The sequence below is a fragment of the Thiohalocapsa marina genome (genome assembly GCF_008632335.1).
Classification (GTDB): Bacteria; Pseudomonadota; Gammaproteobacteria; order Chromatiales; family Chromatiaceae; genus Thiohalocapsa; species Thiohalocapsa marina.
Genome location: NZ_VWXX01000002.1, coordinates 216,843 through 240,414, shown reverse-complemented (window position 1 = coordinate 240,414; position 23,572 = coordinate 216,843). Strand labels below are relative to the sequence as shown.

The following is a 23,572-nucleotide window of genomic DNA, read 5'->3' as shown; positions in this document are numbered from 1 at the left end:
ATAAGCGGGTTTGAAAACGAAATAAGAAAATATAATATTAGCGAATTCTAATTTTCTAGAGAACCACCACCATGCGGATCAAAGCGAGGATCACGGCCGGCGCCACCGCCCTGGGGCTGCTGCTGTCACTGCCCGTCACCCAAACGACCCTGGCAAGCGGCGGCGATCCGTCGGACCCGGCGCCGGCATCGGAGCCGGCCGCGATCGCGCAACAACTGGACTGGACCGAGGCCCGCTACCGGACCGTGGCGCGAGAATACCGGCTCGACGGCATCATCGAGGCCATCCACCGCACCACGGTCTCGGCCCAGACCCAGGGACAGGTGGAGGAGATCTTCTACGATGTCGACGACTTCGTGAACAAGGGCGAGGTGCTCGTGCGCCTGCGCGATACCGAGCATCGCACCCGGGTGGCCCAGGCGGCGGCGGAACTGAAGGCCGCCGCCGCGCAGCTGCAGCAGGCCGAGGACGAGTTTGCCCGGGTGGAGGGTCTGTTCAAGAACAAGAACGTCTCCGAGTCCGCCATGGATCAGGCCGAGGCCGACCTGCAGAGCGCCCAGGCACGGCTGGAGGCGGCCCAGGCGGGCCTGGCCCAGGCTAACGAGCAACTGGAATACACCCGCATCCGGGCCCCCTATTCCGGCATCGTCACCCACCGGCATGTGGAGGTGGGCGAGATCGCCAGCCCGGGGCAACAGGTGATGAGCGGCATCTCGCTGGAGCAGCTCCGCGTCGTTGTCGACGTTCCCCAGAGCGTGATCCCCGCGGTGCGGGAGTTCGGCAAGATCAAGGTGTATCTGCCCGACGGCGAGGTCGTGGAGGCCGGACGCATCACGGTGTTCCCGTTCGCCGACATGGGCTCCAACACCTTTACCGTGCGCGTCGACCTGAACGAACGCACCCAGGGGCTGTTCCCGGGCATGTTCGTCAAGACCGGCATCGTCACCGGCAAGAAGCGCGAACTCACGGTGCCCAGGTCGGCGGTGGTCTATCGCTCGGAGGTCACCGGCGTCTATGTGCTGGCCGACAGCGGCCGCATCAGCCTGCGGCAGGTGCGGGTCGGGCGGGCGCTGGGCGACGACCTGGTGCTGTTGTCCGGGCTCACCGAGGGCGAGCGCGTCGCGCTGGACCCCATCGCCGCCGGCGTTGTGTTGAAGGCCCAGGTCAAGGCGGCCCTGGCGGCCGGAGGACAGCCGCATGACTGAGCATTCCGCTGAATCCGCCAGCGCCGGAGCTGGTACAGGCGCTGAGGCGGGCAAGGGAACAGGCACGGCAGCAGAGACCGGCCTGGGCCTGTCCGGGCGCATCGCCGCACGCTTCCAGAACACCGAGATCACGCCGCTGCTGGCCCTGGTGGGCCTGCTGCTGGGGCTGTTCGCCATCCTGGTGACGCCGCGCGAGGAAGAGCCCCAGATCAACGTCACCTTTGCCGACGTCTTCATCCCCTTCCCGGGCGCCTCGGCCACCGAGATCGAGCACCTGGTGGCCGGTCCGGCGGAGCAGGTGCTGTCCGAGATCCGGGGCGTCGATCACATCTATTCCATCTCGCGGCCGGGCATGGCCGTGGTGACGGTGCAGTTCGAGGTGGGCGAGGACCGCACCGACGCCATCGTGCGACTGTCCAGCAAGGTGCGCGCCAACGAGGACTGGCTGCCGCCGAACCTCGGCGTCGCCCAGCCCATCATCAAGCCCAAGGGCATCGACGATGTGCCCATCCTGACCGCCACCCTCTGGTCGAAGGCGGGCGCCAGCGCCTACGACCTGGGCCAGGTGGCGCATGCCATCGAGCAGGAGATCAAGCGCGTCGAGGGCACGCGCGACGTCTACACCATCGGCGTGCCCGAGCAGGTGGTGCGCGTGGTGCTGGAGCCGCAGGCCCTGGCGGCCCACGGCATCGACCTGACCGACCTGCGCCGCGCGCTGCAGGCGAGCAATGTCATCCGCGACGACATCGGCGTGGTGGCGGACAACACCGAGGTGCTGGTGCAGGCCGGCACCTTCCTGACCAGCCCGCAGGAGATCGGCGAGCTGGTGGTGGGCCTGCACGGTGGGCGGCCGGTCTATCTGCGCGACGTCGCCCAGATCGAGCGCGGCCCCGAGGTGCCCGAGACCTATGTCTGGATGGGCGTGGGCCCGGGCGGTCGCGCCGAGATGCAGGCCAGGACAGGCAACCAGGACGGCTGCACCCTGCCGATGGGCTGCGCCACGCCGGCGGTGACCATCGCCGTGGCCAAGCAGGAGGGCACTAATGCGGTGGAGATCGCCGAGCGCGTGGTGGCGCGCTTCGAGCAGCTGCAGGGGACCTTCATCCCAGAGGGGGTGGAGGTCAGCATCACGCGCAACTATGGCGAGACCGCGGACTACAAGGCGCAGAAGCTGATCACCAAGCTGGCCTTTGCCACCATCTCGGTGATCTTGCTGGTGCTGCTGGCCATCGGCTGGCGCGAGTCCGTCATCGTCGGCGCCGCGGTGGTCGTCACCCTCATGCTGACCCTGTTCGCGTCCTGGGCCTGGGGCTTCACGCTGAACCGGGTGTCGCTTTTCGCGCTCATCTTCTCCATCGGCATCCTGGTGGACGACGCCATCGTCGTGGTGGAGAACATCCACCGGCATATGGCGCTCTGGCCACGCAAGCGCCTGCTGCAGCTGATGCCCGGCGCGGTGGACGAGGTCGGCGGCCCGACCATCCTGGCCACCTTCACGGTCATCGCGGCGCTGCTGCCCATGGCCTTCGTCTCCGGCCTCATGGGCCCCTACATGAGCCCGATCCCCATCAACGCCTCCATGGGCATGCTGATCTCGCTGGTGGTGGCCTTCGTCTTCACGCCCTGGATGAGCAACTTCATGCTCGGCAAGCGCCATGACGCGGCGGCTGCCGCTGGCGGCCAGGGTCATCACGCCGAGGGCGGCAGCACTGTGCTGCAGGGCTTCTTCGGGCGCGTCATCGGGCCCTTCCTGGCCGGCGGACGCGGCATCCTGAACCGCTGGCTGCTGCTCGCCGGCATCCTGGTGCTCATCGCCGGATCCGTGTCGCTGGTGGCGACCAGGGCGGTGGTGCTGAAGATGCTGCCGTTCGACAACAAGAGCGAGTTCCAGGTGGTGCTGGACATGCCCGAGGGCACCAGCCTGGAGCAGACGGCGCGGGTGCTGGCGGAGATGGGGCGCTACCTGGGCAGGGTGCCGGAGGTGAGCAACTACCAGGTCTATGCCGGCACGGCAGCGCCGATCAACTTCAACGGCTTGGTGCGCCAGTACTATCTGCGCGAGGGGGCGCACCTGGGCGACATCCAGGTGAATCTGGTGGACTCGCACCATCGCGACGACAAGAGCCACGCCATCGCGCTGCGCATGCGCGAGCCGCTGCAGGCCATCGCGCGGCAGTACGACGGCAATGCCAAGATCGTCGAGATCCCGCCCGGCCCGCCGGTGCTCTCGCCGCTGGTGGCCGAGGTCTACGGCATCGACTACCAGGGCCAAATCGATATCGCCAGGCAGGTGCGTGGGGTCTTCGAGCAGACCGCCGACATCGTCGACATCGACGACTCGGTGGAATATCCGTCGGCCAAGTTCCTGGTGGTGGTGGACCGGGCCAAGGCGGCGCGCCTGGGCGTGGAGCAGGCGACCGTGGCCCAGGCGCTGCAGACGGTGCTCGGCGGGGAGGACATGAGCTTCCTGCATGGGGCCAACGTGAAATATGCCGTGCCCATCCGCGTGGAGTACGCGGAGGCGGACAAGGCCGATCTGGAGCAGGTGCTGGCGCTGCGGGTGCGCTCCATGGGCGGGCAACTGGTGCCGCTGTCGGAGATCGTCTCGGTGGTGGATACCACCCGCGCCCACAGCGTCTATCACAAGGACCTGCTGCCGGTGGTCTATGTCACCGGCGACATGGCCGGCGAGACCGACAGCCCGCTCTATGGCCTGTTCGAGATCGCCGGCACCCTGACGGACGCGATGGGACTGACCCAGTGGTACATGAGCCCGCCGGAGAATCCCTACGAGTTCAGCGTCAAATGGGACGGCGAGTGGCAGATCACCTACGAGACCTTCCGCGATATGGGCATCGCCTACGGCGTCGGCCTGGTGCTGATCTACCTGCTGGTGGTGGCGCAGTTCCGCAGCTATGTGGTGCCGCTGGTGATCATGGCGCCCATCCCGCTGACCATCATCGGCATCATGCCCGGTCATGCCCTGCTCGGCGCCCAGTTCACGGCCACCTCCATGATCGGCATGATCGCGCTGGCGGGCATCATCGTGCGCAACTCCATCCTGCTGGTGGACTTCATCAACCAGCAGGTGCGCGAGGGCAGTGCGTTCGAGCAGGCGGTCATCAACTCCGCCGTGGTGCGCGCCAAGCCCATCGCCCTGACCGCCGTTGCAGCCATGGCCGGCGCGGTGTTCATCCTCGACGACCCGATCTTCTCGGGACTGGCCGTGTCGCTCTTGTTCGGCCTGTTCGTCTCCACCGTGCTCACGCTGGTGGTGATCCCGGTGGTCTACTACGGGGTCATGCGCAAGCGTGTTGAATGGATTCGCACGGCCACGGGCTGATCGGCGATCCCAGGTGCCGTCAGCCCCACGACATCCATGGATGGATGTCCGTTTCAAATGAGACCGCGACCATCCATAGCCGATCTCTTACGGAGTTCGTATTATCCCCAGCGCCTGGCGATATGCCTCAAGGACCAATCGATGCGGTTGCTTGATGTGCAGGCCCTATTTAACAACGCCTGTCGCAAGAGCGTGGTCGAGGCCTTCGAGACGAAAATGGACCAAGCCGCCTGCATGCTCGAAGCAGTATTCGGCGGATGCCTTTTGCCACGCAGTCCTGGCTGCCCCTTCAGCCAGGCCCTGTTCGGGACTCGCTGTTCAATGACCACTGTTCTCGCCCGAATTCGCCGTAAGTCTCTGACCTTTTTGCGCCAACCTTGGTTCGTCCAGGTGTGGTTCGTACCGGTCTGGATTCTGCTGGGCATCTCGAAGGCGCTCATCTTCACGGTGTCCTTTCGTCGCCTGGCACCGCGCTTGGGGCACAGGACAGACATTGCACCCTGGGTGCCGTTGCTGACGCCCAAGCAGGAGCAGCGGGCTTGGATGATCGGTCGGCTGGTGCGCATGACGGCCCGCTATACCCCCTGGGTATCGAACTGCTTTCCGCAAGCAGTTGCCGCGCGCGCGTTGCTGGGACTCTACAACGTGCCCTACATCCTCTACTTCGGTCTACAGCGCGACGTGCAAGACTCTACTGGCATGAAGGCGCACGCCTGGGTGGTAGCCGGACGCGTGCCTGTCACCGGCGGACAGAGCTTCATGCAGTTCACCGTGGTGGGATGCTTCGTCGCGTCCTCGCTCGTTGATGTCGCCGCCCCGTGAAGTCGGTAAGAGCCTATCGGCGTCTGCTTGCCACGGCCCCGCGTGGGCGACTGTCGGGCCTGCTCGCGCTCATGGTTCTGGGCAGTCTTAGCGAGGGAATCGGCTTCATCTTGCTGGTGCCCTTGCTGGGCGTCCTGGGGGCGGATGGTGGAGTGGGGTCGGCCGGCACGGGCGAACTCGCGGATGCCAGCACTGGTGGCGACAATCCTCTGGTGGAGATGTTGCTGCAAGCGCTCTCCTGGTTGGGTCTTACACCCACCATCGGTGGCCTGCTGCTCGCCTTCCTGGGTTTGGTAGGACTCCGTGCGCTGATCCAATACAGCCGTGAACGCCTCAGCGTGAGCCTTCAGCATCGGCTCGTGGACCGGCTGCGTCTGCACGCCTATGCGGCGCTGCTTGGGGTCGAGTGGCGCTGGATCGCCGCCAGTCGCCGCGCCGATCAGGCCAATCTGCTGCTGACCGACATCAACCGCGTGGGGGTTGGTCTGAACTTTGGTATCGCGCTGCTCGCCACTGCCGTGACCTTATTGGCCTATCTGGCGACCGCCTTCATTCTGTCCTGGCAGATGAGCAGTCTGGCCCTGGCCAGTGGCATGTTGGTGTTCTGGCTACTCGCCGGACAACGACGCCAGGCCCTGGCGCTGGGACGCAGCCTTGGCGAGGCCAACCGCGACCTGCAAGGCCGCGTGCAGGAAAGTCTGGGGGGAATCAAGCTGACCAAGATCCTCGGACAGGAAGAGCGACATGTCTGTCAGTTTCGTCAAACCTTGCAGCGGCTGCGGGAGCAACAGGTCCGCTTCAGCGCGAACACTAGCCTGGCGCGTGCGCTGTTTCAGGTGGCGGGCGCGGCCTTGCTGGCGGCCTATCTCTACTTGGGCCTGGTGTTTTGGGAAACGCCGGTACCGGAACTGCTGACCCTGGTGTTGATCTTCAGCCGTTTGATCCCGCAGCTCCAATCCGCGCAGCAGCAGTTTCACCACTGGTTGCACGCGCTGCCGGCGCTGGAGGAGACCGAGCGGCTACTGGGTGAATGCAGCGCCGCCGCCGAGCCACCCGCCGGGCCACCTGGCCCCGCCTGGCCCGTGCGTAAGGCGATCGAACTGGACGCGGTGCGCCTGACCTACGCGGAACGCGACCGTCCCGCGCTCGACGGCGTGAGCCTTCGTTTTCCCGCGCGTACCAGCACGGCCATCATCGGAACTTCCGGTGCTGGCAAGAGCACCCTGGCGGATGTGTTGATGGGACTGCTGGAGCCAGACGAAGGTCATCTCGGCGTCGATGGTGAAACAGTGACAGGTCAGCGACGCCGTGCCTGGCGCCGATCAGTGGCCTATGTGCCCCAGGAAGTGTTCCTTTTCAACGACAGCATTCGCGCCAACCTGCTTTGGGGCCGCCCCGACGCCGACGAGTCCGAGCTGTGCCAAGCCCTGCAGCGTGCCGCCGCAGACTTCGTGTTCGATCTGCCGCAGGGACTGGAGACCCGCGTTGGCGACGGCGGCGTGCGTCTCTCTGGCGGGGAGCGCCAGCGACTGGCATTGGCCCGCGCGCTGCTCAAACAGCCTAGCCTGCTGATTCTCGACGAGGCCACCAGTGCTCTCGATCAAGAGAACGAAGCTCGGGTCCGCGAAGCGATCGAACACCTGCACGGCGACCTGACAGTGGTCCTGATTGGTCATCGTCTGGCCACGCTGGAACACGCCGATCAGGTGGTGGTGCTGGAGGCCGGCCGAGTGGCGGCACGGGGAAGCTGGGCACAGGTACGTGCAACCCTGCCTGGTTCCGCAGACAACATCGCACATGATGCTTCGTAACCTGCGAACGCGAATCCGCATCCTGCAAGTTCGCTATCGTTCGTGCCTTCGGCCGCGTTGAGCCTGCACCAGTGGGCAACGTAGCGTTCGCCCGCAACACCCGCTTGGGCTAGACTCCCTTTGATGGGACGAAAGGCACCGATTGCAGCGCCATGCTGAACGTATTCCAACAACAAACCCTGCAGGCCCTGCAGGCGTGGGCGCAACAGGCCCCGGCAATCGAACAAGCGCGCAAACTTGCCTTGCTGACCCCTGTCGCAGACAAGATCGATCACAAAGCCGGTCCGGCACCACAAAGGCAATTGCCGGCGGAACAAGACCCCCACATCCGGTGGCTCCATCGCCAGGGGCTGATGCCAATTCTGGCCAGCCTGCTCTGTCACTACGAAGACGCAGCCGGCGATGAGGTCACCCCGGATGCTGCCCGCGAGACATGGAAGCGCATTCGCCAATCCTCGATTATGCGCACACTCCGCATGGAGGCCGCCGGCCAGACGGTTGCGAACGCCCTAAACGCATGGGGCCCTCCCTGGGCCATCATGAAAGGGTTCGCCCTGGCGAGAACCCTCTACGATCACCCCTATATGCGCGGCAGCGCCGACATCGATCTTCTGGTTCGCCCCAAGGACCACCAGGCCGCGCTGCAGCTGCTCGTCGCCAAGGGCGGAACGGAGGTGCCCTCGCTCAAGCATTCCCATGAGCAATGTATTGTCATCCAGGGTGTGCATGTGGATGTGCACAAGGCGCCCATGCGGTTTGGCCGTCTGCGTGTCAATCCGGCGACGGACTGGGTGAGCAGAGCCCGCAAATGCCCGCCCTACAGGTTTCTGGCGCCGCACGACGAACTTGTCTTAAGCCTCATTCATCCTGCGGTCACGGAATATCTCACGGAGCGTGCCGTCAGAATGCTCGATGTCGTCCTGCAGGTCTTGCGGTCAGAGGAACAGGTCGACTGGTCCAGGGTATCCTTTGATATCAAACGGCTTGGTCTGGCCAATGCCGCCTATGCCACGGGCATCCGGATCAACTATCTCTTTCCGTACGAACCGGATCCGATCATCCCTTGGTCGTTTCTGACCGACCTTGGCATTGGGGCTACCCGAAGGCGCTACTGGCACTATTGGATGAGACGACGACCGGATCAGCTCTATGCGGTGAGCCCCTTTCTAGCGCGTGTACTCTTCAGCATCTGGCTGAACGATTCAGCGCGCGACTGGGGCCGCGCGTTGTCGGACAAACACGCCTCAGCAAGGGTCTTGCGGGAATGAACGATGTCTACGGCGAATGGCCCTCGACGACCAGTGGGCGGCCCCGCAGACCTTTGCCGGCTTGGACAAGGCCCTTAGTGATGTCATGTGAACCAGGCGCCGCGTGATATGCAACGCTATGATTTTCTGATCGTCGGTGCCGGCATGTTTGGTGCGACCTTCGCCAGACTTGCCAAAGATGCGGGGAAACACTGTCTCGTTATCGACAAACGAAGCAATATTGGGGGCAATTGCTATACAGAAGAGATATCCGGCATCCACGTTCATAGATACGGACCTCATATCTTCCATTGCGAAGACACCAAGATCTGGCGTTTTGTCAATCGTTTCGCCAAATTTCGCCAGTTCCGATATTCCCCGATTGCGTTACACAACGGACGTGCCTATTCGCTTCCACCCAATCTGTTAACTGTTTCGCTCCAGCCTGATTGATCGCTGGGATGTGTGGGTAAATACCTCGGTAGCCGAGGATCTGCAATGGATCATGGACCTTAAGCGCAGGCGACCGGACAAGGTCAATCTTGTTCTGGCACCGGGAATGGGAAAGGACATCATCAGAAATATCGCAAAATTCTGGCAGTTTGCCGTGGAAGAGAATACCATCTACATCCGCTTTGATGATGACATCGCCTGGATTCATCCAGACGCAGTTGAACGTCTGTGTGAGACCCGTCTCTCTCATCCGGAGTTCTGGCTCATCAGCGGTAATGTCATCAATAACGCGGTCTGCGATCATCACCTTCAGGTGGCCGGGATCTACGATACGCGATATACCTTCTCGGACTCCGCTGAATGCCCGCAAGGCTGGAAGGATCCCGAGGCCGCGGAGTGGAAACATCGATCATTCCTGTCGGCATTATCAGAGCATGATGTTGACAGCTGGCAACTCCCGGATTATCAGCTTGACCTCGGAAAACACTTCTCAATCAATTGCCTGTGCTGGCTGGGTGATGATTTACGTGATTTCGAGTTCTTTGATGAGGAGCGTTTCCTTGTGTATGAGGAGCCATTCATGACGAAGGAAATGACACACCGTATAGGGCGGCCAGTTCTGGTGGCCGGGAAGGCCCTTGTGGCCCATTTTGCGTTTTACACGCAACGGAAGCATCTGGATTCGACAGACCTACTGGAACGCTACAGAAGTATCGCCGAAGTCCAATAAAATCTAATCCACTTAAACGCCGTGGCCAACAGAGTCTAGGCACAGGCAGACCATCATGACAACCGCCAGCTTTGCCCTGTAAACAATCCCTATCGTCTTATTCAGTACGAGGAACGCACGAACATGAAAATCCAGATTTCTAGTCAGATTCTGACACAAACGATCGATGACGAGCTGGTGGTGCTGAATATCGAGACAGGACGCTATTTTGGCCTACAGGCCAGCGGCTCCCGTGTCTGGCGACTACTCGAGGAACTCGGTGACACGGAAGCGGTGATCGATGGCCTGCTCAAGACCTACGAGGTCGATGAAGTCACGCTGCGCCGGGACGTCGATGAGCTTCTGACCAATCTGATCGAGGCCCAGCTGGTGACAGCTGTGCCAGAGGCTCACGACTGAGACCATGAGCGGTTTCTTCGGTGAGTTTCGCCATGACGGTGCTTCGATCGATAGAGAGGCCCTCGTGGCCATGGCCCAGGCCGTCCCCTGGTACGGGATAGACGGTGAAGATTTTTGGCATGCGCCCGGCATCGGGCTCGGTGTTTTGCTAACCTGCACCACGCCCGAGTCATGCCATGAGTCGCCGATCGTCAAGGACATCGAGGGCACGCGTCTCCTTGCTGGCAGCGTTCGCATCGACAACCGAGAAGAGCTGATCGGACAACTCGAATTGCCGCCCATCAGTGGGCGGCCCGTCACCGACGCCGAGCTCGTGCTGGCAGCCCATGCCCACTGGGGCGCTGACTTCGCGGTGCGTCTACTTGGGGATTTCGCCTTCGCCCTCTGGAACGATGCGTCGCGACAGCTGCTGCTGGTGCGCGATCAGATCGGGATCGTGCCGCTCTTCTACTACGAGACCGAGACAGGGGTGCTCTTCGCGAACGACCTGCGCGCCCTTGCCGCTCACCCTCGCGGTCCCGGGTCGCTCGATCCGGTGTCCGCGGCCCACCACCTGCGCGACGCCCAGTACCTGCTGGGGGATCGCACCTACCTGGCCGGGGTCCGGCGCCTGCCCGGAGGCCACGTGCTGACGGCCTCCAGCGGCCAGTGCACGCGACGCCGGTACTGGTTCCCGGAACGTGCGCCGCGCGTCCGGTTGCCCGACGCCAATGCCTATGCCCAGCAATTGCGTGTGCTCTTCGAGCGTTCGGTCGCATCTCGGCTGCGCGGTTCGGCCCCGGTCGGCGCCCATGTGAGCGGCGGCCTGGATTCGACCGCGATCGCCCTGGAGGCCCAGCGCCAACTGCGGCAACGCGGAGAGTCACTGGCCGGGGCCTTCACCTGGTTGCCGGATGTTGACAACGCTTCAACCGAGGAGGCCGCCGAATATGTCGCAACCCGCAACGCCGAGCAGGCGCTGGACCTGCCGATTGAACGGGTTGCGCTGACACCGGCAGCGCTGTTGCGCGAATGGGACCGCAACATTGCCCTGGAAGGCTACGCTGACCTCTGGTACGAGCAGCTGGTCCGCGAGCGGGCCAAGGGGCGAGGCATCAAGACCCTGCTCTCCGGCTGGGGTGGCGACGATGTGGTCACCTCGGGCATCAACGGCTACGCCGCCGAACTGTTCTGGACCGGCCGCTGGATTCGCCTTGGAAAACTCGCACGTTGGCGTGACCGGCAGTTGCTGGCCGAGTTGCCGGATCGGTTGCAAAGATCGGTCTGGCATCGTCTGCTCGGGTTTTTCTACGGGCAGGTCGTGCTGCCTTCACTGCCTGCATGGCTTTTTCGTCGATGGACGGGTCGGCGAAGGGTCCCTTTACCCGGTTTCCAACCCGAAGACCCCATACTGGCCCCGCTTGGCGGTCGCCTTCCCCCCGCGTCAAACTTTCAAAAGGCGGTCGGCAAGCGCGTCGAGATGGCGCGCTCGTTGACGGCGGGCCATCTACAGGACCGCATCGAGACCTGGTGGATGCAGGGGGCCCGCGACGGGATCCGCTATGTCTATCCGTTGCTGGACCGGCGTTTGATCGAATTCTGCCTGGGGGCGCCGCCCGCGCTCTTCGTCAGCCCCACCAGGACGCGCTGGCTGTTCCGTGAAGCCATGCACGGCCTGCTGCCGGAAAACATCCGGCTGGCCTCGGTCAAGATCGAGGCCGAACGCGTTCATAGGCTCGTCGACACCATGCAGACGGCACTCGTCGAAAACAATGAGAAAGGCAAAGCCGTGCCCGATGCAGCATCATGCATTGCCCAGATCCGTCGTCGGCAGATCCATCACATCGATCAGCATTTTAAGCCGCGTCAGGTCGCAAGGGGGCCTGACATGGTGTAGTCTAGGAACGCCATTCGGGCGTTGGAATCTCGCCCAGCGATGCCGGATGTCCACCTCTCATTGACCCGAGGAACTTGCTATGAAGACGAACCCCGAGAAAACAGCCCATATCGAGCAGGACAATGCGCGTGAGGCGTGGTCGAAACCCCAACTGTTGGACTATGGCAAGGTTGCCGATCTGACTGAGGGTGGGTACTTAAACTCTGACGCCGAAGACACGCTTTACACGTCCGTTGCTTGATTCCGAGTCTGACGGCGGGCCGGCCATTGCGGTCGCGCCCGCCATAAGTTCCCGATCAGACCAGATTCATCTGTGAGTACCCATTTCACCTACTGCGTTCATGGCGCCCTGATCCGATCCAACCGACCTGTCGCCGACCTCCAACCTCACGCGCTCCCTACTACCGCTCCCATCGATCTCCGACTGCACGTCGAGCCGCTTCAACGGCTTCTCCAGCGGCGGTCACTGGCTGACCGGCCACCACTGCGAGAGGGAACATCTTCGTCTGCGAAAGGCCCGCAGCTCCAGGCCTTGATCGACGGCAGCGTTCTGATCTTTGACGATGCCACCCCGTCCTATCGCCTGGCGGCTCTGCTGTCGGCGAATGGCCAGGATCTGGAGATCGGGTGGTCAGAGACGGAGCACGCCGGACTGGATGGGCTCGACCGCATCATGACGTCCTACGTCCTGGGCAATCTGGTGGCCCTGGCCCTGCGCCTTTCCGGCCGGATTGTCCTGCACGGCAACGCTGTTTGCATCGGCGATCGGTCGATTGCCTGGATTGGTGGCAAGGGCGCAGGCAAGTCGACCCTCTCGGCGGCCTTCACCGACGCGGGTTATGCTACGATCACGGACGATCAGCTGGTGCTACGGAAAGGGCCCCAGGGCGACCACCCCGCCTACGGTGTGCCACGGATCAGACTCTGGCCGAATTCCCTGCAAGGGATGGCGCGAACGACCATGACCGCCTACAGCCAGCCATTCGGTGCATCCGTCAAGGGATGGCTCGAATTCGATGTCCCGGATCGGTTCGATGAGGCCGCCCCACCGCTCGCCGCGCTCTATGTCCTCGAGCCTCGGTCACCGGCTCACCAGGATGCACAACTCGGAAGACCATCCCCCGCTGAGCGCCTGGTTCACCTGCTCCACCATCGATTGGGCCGGATCAGCCTGCCACTGCCGCCCGAACGGCTTGAAGCGGAGCTTCGTGCGCTTGCCCGTCTCGGCACGCGCATCCCCATCCGCACCCTGCGACTGCCCGACGATCTCGATGCCCTGCCCCAGGTGATCCAACGTCTGGTTGCATTGCATGCTGACCCGCACGGATCATGAGCGCACCGCGGGTCTCGGTTCTAACCGCCACCCACAATGGATCTGAGTACCTCGATCGCACGATTCGAAGCGTTCTGCACCAGACCTTCGAAGATTTCGAATACCTGATCGTCGATGATGCCTCTACGGACAATTCACTGACAATCATCCATGAGCACGCCCGCCAGGATCACCGTATCCGGCCAATCGCCCATCCTGTCCAGGCCGGCCCCCCAGGCGCCCTCAATCTCGCGCTGAGCGCGGCGAGGGGCGACTATATCGCCATTCTCGACCATGACGATCTGGCGCTGCCCAAGCGCCTGGAACGGCAGCTTGAATTCATGGATAGGCATCCAGACCACGGGGCCGTCGGATCCGCCGTCCGACAGATCGACGGCTACGGCAACACCCTTCGCCACCAAACCTACCCGCTCCACCCGGCCGCCGCCCACTGGGGGTTGCTCTTTGGCGCCAGCCTCCTGCATTCCGCGTCGATGTACCGTCGCTCCCTTGTCGAGCGACTCGGGGGCTATTCCACCAACCACGCTTATCTTTGCGATTACGAATTACTCATCCGCATCGCTCAACAGGCCCGTATCACCAACCTGCCTGACGTGCTTGCGTGCTATCGCCGGCACGACGACCAGACAAGCGCCCGCCACTCGCAGCGCCAAAACGGACAGATGCTGCTGTTGCAATATGCCCTGCAGGCGGCATGGCTCCATCACCGCCCCAGCCTCGAGGTCTTCAGCGCCATGAGACGCTGGATGTATGGCCACCCGCCGGCCGAGCCGGCGCTCGCCGCCGCGGCAGTCGAATCACTCCGAACCCTTTTTGGGCAGTACCTCCAAGGCTTCACGCCACAGCCGTCCGACCAGGAAGCCGTGGCCCTCGACTGCGCCCGTCGATGGGCAAAGATGGCACACTACAGCTATCGGCTTCACCCGCAGTTCAGCCGGGACTGCTGGCGAGAAGCCCGCCGCCTGGCACCCAATCTCAAGGCCGATCTCGCCTTCCGACGCTCCTTGCGCCGGCGATGATATCACCAATGAGGCCGGCCAGGATCAGATCCGCCGAATACAGAATGAGCAAATAGGCTTGACATTGTCGACGCGCTGCGTCGGCCACCAATTCTATTCAGGTCAGAAGAATGACAAAAAAGACGAGCGTCATGATCGATGTTGTCAGCGCATGTAATCTCACATGCCCGTCCTGTCCCAAGGGCAATTCAAACACGGTCAAGAACGCCCGCGGCATCATGACCCCGGAGCACCTCGCGGAAATTCTTGCAAAGGCGTCGAAAGAGACGATTATTACAAGCGTCTGGCTCTTCAATTGGACGGAGCCGCTCATTCACCCGAGGCTCCCCGAGCTGGTGGAGATCGCCTCTGCATATGCACCCTGCCTGCTCAGCAGCAACCTCAATCTGCCCAAGGTCAATTACGACAGCCTGCTCTCCAAAGAACCCGCCACCTTTTTTGTCTCGGTATCGGGATTCAACCAAGGCACCTACAAAAAATCCCATCGTGGCGGCAATATCGAGATTGTCAAGCAAAACATGTTTCGCCTGTCTCTGGCAAAGGCGAGGGCAGACAGCAAGACACAGCTTGTCGTGCTTTTCCATCGCTACCTCGATAATCTGGAAGATGAACGCCAGATGAAAGAATATGCCCAAAATCTTGGGTTCCGTTTCGAGCCACGCTGGGCACGCCTGTTGCCCATTGAAAAAAATCTTCAGTATCTGGAAGACCCTTCGCAACTCTCCCGGGAAGATCTGGATCTGGTTGCGAGACTCGCGTTGCCCCCATCTCGCGCCGTGCTTGACGCTGTCGACATCGATGATGCCGGATACTGCCCACTAAGGGAAAAAACTCTTGTCGTGAACAGCCAGGGGCAGGTGCAGCTTTGCTGCATTGTCTATGACGAGGGCCGTTTTGGTATTGGCAATTATCTTGATGAGCCGCTTGATGTACTTCTGCAAAGGAAGCGCGCTCATGAAACATGCCAGGCCTGCATCAAATCAGGCATCATGGGTTTGTTTCAGTTCCGCCTTGACCGCAAGTGTGAATTGATTGCCAAGACGAATGTAATCGACCACTACACCCGCTCTGCAAGGGTGAGTTCGGACGAGCTACGAAGCTATTTAACAGCTGAACCCGCAGGATAAAACGACCGAAGAATTGCCGGTCTTTCTTGGAAGCGTCTCGTAGACCGCTGTACGCGACCTGTGGGAAGCACTTCGCCAAGGATTGCGCCGCCAACATCGAGTTACTCAGAGCGCCGCCAAAACACCCCCCAACCATCGATATCTTCAATGGGCTCTTCGATACCCTGAGCCAAGCGATAGTCATCAACGGCCTCTCGGCAGGATCGGATATTGTAATCATCGATGATGACAAACCCGCCTGGAGAAAGCTTCGGATATAGATTGACGAGCGCATCCTTGGTCGACTCATAGAGATCGCCATCCAGCCGCAATACCGCCAACCGTTCGATGGGTGCAGTGGGCAAGGTATCCTTAAACCAGCCCGGAAGAAATTGCACCTGCTCATCAAGCAAACCATAGCGTTGGAAGTTTTGCCTGACCTGATCTTTGGAGACGGCGAGGTGCCCGGCCTCTTTCGACAGCATGGCATCAGATGGGTAAAGATCAAGATCAGGGACCGGCAGACCCTGGAATGAATCAGCAACCCAGACGACCCGATCGACAACGCCATGCGCCTTGAGTATCCCCCGCATCAAGATCGTCACACCGCCGCGCCAGACGCCCGTCTCGATCAAATCCCCGGGTATTTTCTCGGTCAACACGGTCTCAATGCACTGCTGGACGTTGTTGAGGCGTCGCAGGCCCACCATGGTCTGCGCCCGGCCAGGGACATCGCGACCTGTTTCCCGGAAGACCCGAACAAAGGTTTCCGGCGATTTGTCAGACGGCATTCCATAGCCAAAGGGGAAGGCAACGGAAGGTATATCCTCGTACAGGAGTCCGGTCAGGCAGTTCTTGAGCAGGTCGAGATAGAGTGCGGAGGGAGTCATTCGTTGCCCTGGATTTTTTAGCATGGAAAGGATTGGTCAGGATTTATTCTCGATTGAGGTCAGTATACAGTCGCAACAAAAGCGCCCGGCACAGATGCTCATCGTAGTGTTCCAGAATCTCTGTCCGCCCGCGAATCAGCGCCTCCCTCCGGCTGGATTCGGGCTGGTTGACAAACTCGACGATCGCATCCGCAAGTGCCAATTCATTCTCCGGCTCCACCAGATCGCAGCAAGTCTCGACAAAGGTTCCGATATACGCGGGCAGGTTGGCCGACAGGATTGGCCGCTCGCAGGCCGCGGCCTCGATCAGCGTCGACGGAAAGGCGTCCTGCAAGGGAAAGTTGACCACGGCATCGGCCATTGCGTACAGGCCCAGCATCATCTCGTAGCGCAGGCAGGGCAATGTCCGAATAGCGTCCCTGAGGCCGAGCGATTCGGCAAGTTCCATCACCGAATTGAAGACCCGGGGCGCCTCCCCCGTTTGCGTGTTGCGTCCCATTTTTGAGAAGGCCAGTAGCGTCGGTCTGCGCAAGCGCGGTCGCGCACGGGCGAAGGCACGGAGGATCTTGTCGTGATTGTAGATCTGTCCCCAGCCGCGTGGTGACAGCATGACGAATGCGTCCTCGGGAATCTGCAGTGCCTTGCGCCAGGCCGCGCGCTCCGACCGGTTGTCGGGGCAGAAACGGCGCGTGTCGACACCCATCGGGATCATTTCGATGCGCTTGCCCGCCCCATAACGGGCAGCAGCGGCCTGGGCAAGCGCCGGGGATTCCAGAATCAGTGTTCGCGCGAAATCGACAAGGGGATCGACGGCCTTGTTTTCGGTGCTCTCCGGCGCTGCCGCATTCCGAGTCATCTTTGGTTTGAGAAGATGATTCAGCGCGCCCCACACCGACAGGACATGTGGTCGAATGCCAGCCGCGACGCAGCAGGTCGCTTCGAAGCCAAGAAAATGGAGATGGATAAGGCTCGGCCTTATCCGCTCGACCGCCCGCGTCACCTCCGCGGCCCCCGCGCCCACGGCCTCCGCACCGTACCCTTCACCCAATGCTGGGGTCGACAAGGGCAAGAACCCATAGTTCGCGGGCGGAGATCGCTGGTACGGGTCCGTACCGCTCATCAGCCAGACCCGGCAACCGGACGCCAGCATCCAGGCCAAGGGCCGTTGAACGGCGGTCAGGGAACCGTCACCGAGCATCAGGATACGTATCATTGATTCAGGGGGCCTCCTATCGCCATACTGATGCCAACGCTGAAGGTGCATCTATTTCACAATACTCGACAGGCGACTGATCCAGCAGCAACCAGGCAAATAAGATAATCATGAGCGGCATCTTCGGGTTTTTCGACGCTTCCGGTCATCCGCTGCTCCAGCAGCGTCTGAACGCAATGGGAGGCGCCATGACCCATTGGGGGCCGGATGGCGGCGACCGGTGGCACGATACCCACTGCGGTCTCGGGCAGTCGCTGCTCTACAATACCCCGGAGGCCGTGCACGAACGCCTTCCGCGTTGGGTACCGGATGCACGGCTGGCCATCACCGCCGAGGCCCGGCTGGATAACCGGGGGTCTTTGTGCGATGCCTTCTCGATTCCGTCGGTGGACCGCCCCGAGACACCCGACGGGGAGCTGATTCTGCGCGCCTATCTCGCCTGGGGCGAGGCCTGCCCGGATCATCTGCTGGGGGATTGGTCCTTCGCCATCTGGCATCCGGATGAGCGCAAATTGTTCCTGGCGCGCGACCACCAGGGCAACACCAGTCTGTATCACTGGAGACAGGGGGAGCAGTTCGCCTTCGCCTCCGACCCGCAGGCGCTTCATGCCGTCGGTGTCCCGAAAAGGCTGAATGAACCCTTTCTGGCCCAGTTGCTCATTTCCTGGCCGGTCGCCAACGGCTCGCAGACGATCCATCTGGACGTGCAGCGTCTGCCGCCGGCGCACGCGATGACCATCACGCCCAACCATACCCGTGTCTGGCGCTACTGGCGACTTGAAGACACGCCCGAGCTGCGGCTGTCGACCCCCGGGGACTATGCCGAGGGCTTCCTAGAGGTCTATGACGAGGCGGTTCGCTGCCGGCTGCGCAGTTATCGCCCGGTGGGCACGACCCTGAGTGGTGGCCTGGATTCCGGATCCGTCACCGCCCTGGCTGCGCAAGCGCTGGCGCGCACGGGACAACGGCTGACCGCATTTACCGCCGTGCCCCGCTACGATAGCTCGCAAGGCGTCGGTCCACGCCGTTTCGGCGACGAGACAGGCTATGCGGCGGCCACCGCCGCTGCCTGGAGCAACGTCGATCACATCTTGCTCGACAGCGCAGGGTACTCGCCCATGCAAGGCATCGTGCGCGCCCTGGCCATACTGCAAGAGCCCAGCCATGCCGCCAGCAATTATTTCTGGATCCAGGACCTGCTCAACCAAGCCAAGGTTAAAGGGCTGGGCACCCTGCTGACCGGCCAGGGAGGGAATGCGACCGTGAGCTGGACCGGCGCGCCGGAGCTGCGGTCTCCTCTCGCCATGTTCCGACACGCCGGCTGGAAGCATGGCATCCGCCGAATCGCGCCGCTCTGGATGCTGCGTGCGGCAATGCGACTGCGTGCCACTCGGCAGGCCTGGACCGGAAGCGCGATTCAGCTCGACTTCGCGCGGCGCTTGGGGCTGAACCAGCGTCGTATCGAGGCGACAGGGGTCGACCTCTATTCGCGCGATGCCTGGCGCACGCCGCGCGACAAACGCTATGCCATCATCCAGCCCGGCGCTGACCGAGGCGGTGATCTCTGGGCGCGGCAGGGTGCCGCGGCGGGTCTGGAGGTGCGCGATCCGACGCTGGATAAACGCGTGATGACCTACACCCTCTCCGTCCCCGATCGTCTGTTCGATGCTCCGGACGGCACCGATCGCTGGCTGATTCGTCAGGCCATGGAGGGTCTGCTGCCCGACGAGGTGCGGCTCAACCGCCGGCGTGGTCGTCAGTCCGCCGACCTGGCCGGACGCCTGCTGGCAAGCGCGTCAGAGGTGGATGCGGCGCTGGCTGCCGTGGACGCGCTGCCGGCCAATCGGTATGTCGATCCGGTCAAGATGCGCCAAGCCTGGGCCGATGTGCAGCGGGAGACCACGGCGCTGACCACGCACCGTGCCGGAACCATCCTGCTGCGTGGGCTGATGGCCGGGTTGTTTCTCAACCAGAGGGGATCCGACTCTGTTAAAACTGATTGAGCATCGCTTCTATCGAGGCCCCAATCTCTGGTCGCCGCATTCTGGCCTGCTGGTAACGATAGAGGATCCACAGGGATCCCTCGGCTCTCCGGCCTGGCCGGTCGGTGCGCCCGATGCGTTGCGCGTGCTGGAAGGACTGCGCCAGATATTGCCTTTGCACGCTGGCGAGCCGGAGCTGAGCGCGCCCGATGCCTTTCGTGCCGGGCCGTACCCCCTCGTCACGCTGTTGCTGAGCCTCGTCGAGCTGCTGGTTCGGGATTATTCAGTGCAGCCGCAAACCGGTGAACGCCTGCATGCAGATCGGCTCCGAACCGACGCCTTCTTGCCCTGTGATGACACGCAAATTGGTCTTTCCGCATTGACACTGGGCCTCGATAGCCTTGACCAGGCACTGTCGCCCGATGCAACCGTCACGATGGCCTCCAAGGCGCTGCTGGTCGCACGGTTCTGGCGGTTTCGACATGCCGCTCGCAATCAAGGCATGTCACTGAATGCCCTAGAAATGTTGCGAGCCGCTGCCCGGCGCGACATCCCTTTTCATCGACTCGGCGCATCCAATCGGCGCTTCCGGCTCGGACAAGGCACCTTCGGCCGAACCATTGCTGCAACCCTGACGGATGCCTGCAGCCAGATCAGTCACCAACTCGTCGATGACAAGCTGGAGACGAACCGGCTGCTGGCTGCCCAGGGCATACCTACGCCAGGTACCCTGGGCGCGACATCCGCCGAGCAGGCCGTCGAGCGGGCGCGACAGCTTGGCTATCCGGTCGTCGTCAAGCCCCGTGGCCTTGGCCGGGGTATGGGCATCCGTATGGGATTGCTTGACGACCAGGCGGTCGCCGATGCCTTTGCCGCCGCGGCGGAATTCGGCACCGGCGTTGTCCTGGAGCGGCAGATCCCGGGCCATGACCATCGTCTGCTCGTGGTCGGCGGGAGACTGGTTGCCGCGGCGACGCGGCTGCCGGGCGCGGTCACCGGAGACGGATGCCAGAGCGTGCGCCAGCTTGTCGATCGGCTCAACCTGGAACCCAATCGAAGCCTGCCGCATGATCGCTGGCTGGACCGGATCGTCATCGATCAGGAAGCGATCGACTGTCTCGCTGCGGCCAGTTTGACCCTGGACTCGGTGCCGGAAAAAGGCCGGCGCGTTGAACTGCGCAGGACCGCGAACCTGTCGCGGGGCGGCATCGCCATCGATGTCACCGACAGTATCCATCCGGACAACCGCCGCTTGGCGGAGCGCGTTGCGCGGTTGATGCGACTCGACGTCGCCGGCATCGACCTCATCACGCCGGACATCCATCGCTCATGGCGGGAGGAGCCCGGTGCAATCATCGAGGTCAATCGCTCACCGGGTCTGGGAGTGCATCTCGGGGCGGATCGTCCGAGAGATGTCGCGGGCCCCATCATCGAGTCGCTGTTTGCGGCCGGAGAGACGGGCCGCATTCCAACCCTGGGCATCACCGGCAGCGTCGGCAAGACCACCACCTGCCGCATGGTTGCCGCCATCCTGGCTGAAGCCGGCAAGACCGTGGCGCTGTCGACCACGCAGGGAGCCTGGATAGGGCAAGACACTGTACATATCGGCGACGTTGCCTGCGGCACCATGGCGCGCACCTTGCTGCTCGACCCTGCTGCCGAAGTCGGGGTGTTTGAGCTCGCCCGGGGCGGCTTACTCAAGTATGGCATGGACCTCGACGCCGTCGATGTCGGCATGGTGCTCAACCTGCTCGACAATCATATTGGACAGGACGGCATCATCAACCGGGAAACGCTGGCGGAGATCAAGGCGTTGGTGGTTCGCCATGCGCGTCATCTGGCGATTCTCAATGCGGATGACCCGCTGTGCCTGGGCATGCGCCGCGGCATCAGCGCAGATCGCATCTGTCTGGTCAGCGAACGCGCCGATCATCCCGCCATCCTGGACCATCTGGCGACGGGCGGCCTCGCGGCTTACCTGCAGCAGCGGGATTCAGGGCCCGAACTGACATTCTGTCGGGGCGAGCGGATGATCGGCAGCCTGCTGGCCTCGGCCATTCCGGATACCTGGGATGGCCGATTTCGCCCGGCGATTGTCAACGCACTCTTCGCCGCCGCCGCGGCCCATGGCATGGGCATGCCATTCGCCACCATCGCATCCGCGCTTGGAAACTTCCGGTCCACCCCGGAAACGAACCCCGACCGCATGAACGTCATCGAGGGCCTGCCCTACCAGCTGATTGTTACCAAGGCGGGGAATCCGGAGGCCCTTGCCGAAATCAGTGCCTTCGTCGACACCCTTCCGATCCAGGGGCGGCGCCATTTGATGCTGGCAATCGGGGGCCACCGTTCCAATCAACACATCCTGGACTCCGCGCGCGTGGTCGCCGGGCATTTCTCGACCTTCATCACCTCCGACCTGGAGACCGTGCGTGATCGCCCCGCCGGTGAAGTGGCCAGACTGATTGCCCGGGGGCTCGCAGATGCGGGGATCGATGGAGACGCCATCACCATCGCGGCGTCGCATGATGAGGCTGTGGAACTGGCCTTCCGCCGGCCCCTGACTGGAGATCTGCTGGTGGTGATCACCTACGGCTCGCTGAGGCCGCTCCAGATGGTCCGCGAGTTGCTCAAGGGCGCCTGATGCAGTTCCGATGATGTGGCTATCTTGGGATGTGTCATTCCCCGGCATGACTGCGCGGGCTAAGCTGGCCGATGCGGGTCGTCAGCCACAGCGCGTCGTCGGGTGAGGGATAGCCGAGCCTGAATTGGCGGCGCTGCAAGGTCCGCAAGGTCAGCCCGCGCAGATCACCGCTGTCGGTGTCCAGATCGACGAAGTACGCAGCCGTCAGGTCATGCCTCCAGCGACGATGGTTGACGATCCCCTCGTAATCATTGATGAGATCACCGCAGCCGTACAAGACCAGTTTTCCACGATGGACCTCCATGCCGATCGGATGATGCGACGAATGTCCGTGTATCAGATCAACGCTGGCGCTGTCGATGAGGGTGCGAGCCAGTCTGCGATGCTCCTCCGGGATCTTCCGCACCCAGTTGGCACCCCAATGCAGCGAGGCGATGGTGATGTCTCCGGGCTGCTGGAACGCCCGAACCTGCTCGATCATTCGATCGACCGCGTCTGCGTTGTAATCCGGCAGGTAATTCACCCCGGGGCGATCGGTCGCGGCCTGCCAATCCGGAAACACGCCGCCATCACGCGCACCCCAGGCGTGGATGACCAAACGGGGGCCGCTGGGCAAGTTTCGGACAAAGGGCTGAACGACCTCGTCAATATCCAAGCCTGCCCCGGCCTGACCGATCCCCGCATGCCTGAGCAAGTCGAGGGTCTCGATCAGTCCGGCTCGACCGAAGTCCAGCACATGATTGTTGGCGAGCGTGCAACAATCAGGGCCGATCGCGGACAGGCAGGGCATGTTCGCGGGATGCATGCGAAAGACACAGGGCTTGACCGCCCAGTCGTCACTGGTTGTGATGGCCGTTTCCAGGTTCAGCAGCCGAAGGTCCGTATCGGCCGCATCCAGCAGTTCCGGCAACGGACCCCATATCGAGGCGTATGCCACCGGCCTGGACAGCGCGCCATGGATCGCCTCGCTGAGGTGTTGGTACAACCAGGCGGGCTTGTAGTCATCCTTATCCAGGATATCCGGGTGATGCCGGATAAAGAGTTGATCGATCGCACGCCCGAGCATTACATCCCCGGCGAGAAACAGGCGGACACTCTCGGCCGGCTTGGACAAGATCACGGAAAGACCTCCTCCCAGCGGACTAGGACGCAAACGACAACGAAAATCGCCTGACTGCTTCCAGCCAAGCTGGTTGGTCGGCTGGTTGCGCATCCGTTAATACGGACTATACTCCGTAGCAGGTTTGAACCACGAGCGGTACGGCCGCACAGCATAGATTCGGAGGCGAGACGCATGAACCGCGACCACGAGATCATCCAAGCCGATGTAGAAGGACTCACAGACGACCGCGTGCCCTGGCATGCACCGGAGCTCGAAACGTTGCATGTCAGTCTGGACACACAGTTCGAAACTGGCTCTGGTGCCGATCTAGGACAGTTCTCAAGCCCCGACTGAGGTTTTCGGGTCAGATATCGAGTGTCGGACAGGCCAGCGTCGC

The 23,572-nt window shown here is 62.5% G+C and carries 19 protein-coding genes; 16 read left to right on the top strand and 3 right to left on the bottom strand.

Annotated elements, in window-relative coordinates; translation table 11 throughout:
* Positions 1-71 precede the first annotated feature (71 nt).
* The 13 genes from F2Q65_RS02535 (at position 72) to F2Q65_RS02480 (ending at position 15,365) form a co-directional block, all read left to right on the top strand.
* Positions 72-1,205 carry an efflux RND transporter periplasmic adaptor subunit gene (locus tag F2Q65_RS02535; RefSeq protein ID WP_150090080.1) on the top strand — a complete coding sequence of 378 codons (1,134 nt, stop codon included), beginning with the start codon at positions 72-74 and terminating at the stop codon, positions 1,203-1,205.
* Positions 1,198-4,548: an efflux RND transporter permease subunit gene (locus F2Q65_RS02530; protein ID WP_150090078.1), complete on the top strand. Its 3,351-nt coding sequence runs from the start codon at positions 1,198-1,200 to the stop codon at positions 4,546-4,548. Before F2Q65_RS02535 ends, F2Q65_RS02530 begins: the two co-directional genes overlap by 8 nt.
* Positions 4,549-4,689: 141 nt before the next feature.
* Positions 4,690-5,370: a lasso peptide biosynthesis B2 protein gene (locus tag F2Q65_RS02525; RefSeq protein WP_211353925.1), complete on the top strand. Its 681-nt coding sequence runs from the start codon at positions 4,690-4,692 to the stop codon at positions 5,368-5,370.
* Positions 5,367-7,181 carry an ABC transporter ATP-binding protein gene (locus F2Q65_RS02520; RefSeq protein WP_211353924.1) on the top strand — a complete coding sequence of 605 codons (1,815 nt, stop codon included), beginning with the start codon at positions 5,367-5,369 and terminating at the stop codon, positions 7,179-7,181. The genes F2Q65_RS02525 and F2Q65_RS02520 overlap by 4 nt, the downstream gene beginning before the upstream one ends.
* Before the next feature lie 152 nt (positions 7,182-7,333).
* Complete coding sequence (locus F2Q65_RS02515) at positions 7,334-8,449, top strand: nucleotidyltransferase family protein (protein ID WP_150090076.1); 1,116 nt, start codon at positions 7,334-7,336, stop codon at positions 8,447-8,449.
* Between the two features lie 108 nt (positions 8,450-8,557).
* Positions 8,558-8,881, top strand: coding sequence for an NAD(P)-binding protein (locus tag F2Q65_RS02510; protein ID WP_150090074.1), 324 nt, complete (start codon positions 8,558-8,560; stop codon positions 8,879-8,881).
* A 52-nt stretch (positions 8,882-8,933) separates the two neighbouring features.
* Positions 8,934-9,611, top strand: coding sequence for a hypothetical protein (locus F2Q65_RS02505; RefSeq protein ID WP_150090072.1), 678 nt, complete (start codon positions 8,934-8,936; stop codon positions 9,609-9,611).
* A gap of 123 nt (positions 9,612-9,734) precedes the next feature.
* Complete coding sequence (locus F2Q65_RS02500) at positions 9,735-10,010, top strand: PqqD family protein (protein ID WP_150090070.1); 276 nt, start codon at positions 9,735-9,737, stop codon at positions 10,008-10,010.
* 4 nt (positions 10,011-10,014) lie between these two features.
* Positions 10,015-11,886, top strand: coding sequence for an asparagine synthetase B family protein (locus F2Q65_RS02495; RefSeq protein ID WP_150090068.1), 1,872 nt, complete (start codon positions 10,015-10,017; stop codon positions 11,884-11,886).
* Between the two features lie 79 nt (positions 11,887-11,965).
* The gene (locus F2Q65_RS19370) at positions 11,966-12,127 is read left to right on the top strand and encodes a hypothetical protein (protein WP_170265467.1); all 162 of its coding nucleotides are present in this window, start codon (positions 11,966-11,968) and stop codon (positions 12,125-12,127) included.
* Positions 12,128-12,418: 291 nt separating this feature from the next.
* Entirely contained in the window at positions 12,419-13,219 is an 801-nt protein-coding gene (locus F2Q65_RS02490) for a phosphoenolpyruvate carboxykinase (ATP) (RefSeq protein ID WP_150090066.1), read from the top strand.
* Positions 13,216-14,238 carry a glycosyltransferase family 2 protein gene (locus tag F2Q65_RS02485; RefSeq protein ID WP_150090064.1) on the top strand — a complete coding sequence of 341 codons (1,023 nt, stop codon included), beginning with the start codon at positions 13,216-13,218 and terminating at the stop codon, positions 14,236-14,238. Before F2Q65_RS02490 ends, F2Q65_RS02485 begins: the two co-directional genes overlap by 4 nt.
* Before the next feature lie 131 nt (positions 14,239-14,369).
* Positions 14,370-15,365 carry a radical SAM family protein gene (locus F2Q65_RS02480; RefSeq protein ID WP_150090062.1) on the top strand — a complete coding sequence of 332 codons (996 nt, stop codon included), beginning with the start codon at positions 14,370-14,372 and terminating at the stop codon, positions 15,363-15,365.
* A 101-nt stretch (positions 15,366-15,466) separates the two neighbouring features.
* On the opposite strand, the gene F2Q65_RS02475 is transcribed toward F2Q65_RS02480, so the two are convergent.
* Together F2Q65_RS02475 and F2Q65_RS02470 are read right to left on the bottom strand one after the other, a co-directional pair.
* Complete coding sequence (locus F2Q65_RS02475; RefSeq protein ID WP_150090060.1) at positions 15,467-16,234, bottom strand: TylF/MycF family methyltransferase; 768 nt, start codon at positions 16,232-16,234, stop codon at positions 15,467-15,469.
* Positions 16,235-16,277: 43 nt separating this feature from the next.
* Positions 16,278-17,447 (bottom strand): glycosyltransferase, encoded by a 1,170-nt coding sequence (locus F2Q65_RS02470; protein ID WP_170265465.1) that lies wholly within the window; start codon positions 17,445-17,447, stop codon positions 16,278-16,280.
* Between the two features lie 110 nt (positions 17,448-17,557).
* Between F2Q65_RS02470 and F2Q65_RS02465 the strand changes: the two genes are divergently transcribed.
* On the top strand, positions 17,558-19,450 hold the full coding sequence (locus F2Q65_RS02465; RefSeq protein ID WP_150090056.1) for an asparagine synthase-related protein: 1,893 nt from the start codon (positions 17,558-17,560) through the stop codon (positions 19,448-19,450).
* A 124-nt stretch (positions 19,451-19,574) separates the two neighbouring features.
* Positions 19,575-22,073, top strand: a complete 2,499-nt coding sequence (locus F2Q65_RS02460; protein ID WP_150090054.1) for a Mur ligase family protein — start codon at positions 19,575-19,577, stop codon at positions 22,071-22,073.
* A gap of 34 nt (positions 22,074-22,107) precedes the next feature.
* On the opposite strand, the gene F2Q65_RS02455 is transcribed toward F2Q65_RS02460, so the two are convergent.
* Positions 22,108-23,193: a CapA family protein gene (locus F2Q65_RS02455; RefSeq protein WP_170265463.1), complete on the bottom strand. Its 1,086-nt coding sequence runs from the start codon at positions 23,191-23,193 to the stop codon at positions 22,108-22,110.
* A gap of 174 nt (positions 23,194-23,367) precedes the next feature.
* Here F2Q65_RS02455 and F2Q65_RS19365 point away from each other — a divergent pair, with 174 nt between their 5' ends.
* The gene (locus F2Q65_RS19365; RefSeq protein WP_170265462.1) at positions 23,368-23,529 is read left to right on the top strand and encodes a hypothetical protein; all 162 of its coding nucleotides are present in this window, start codon (positions 23,368-23,370) and stop codon (positions 23,527-23,529) included.
* Positions 23,530-23,572: the final 43 nt, after the last annotated feature.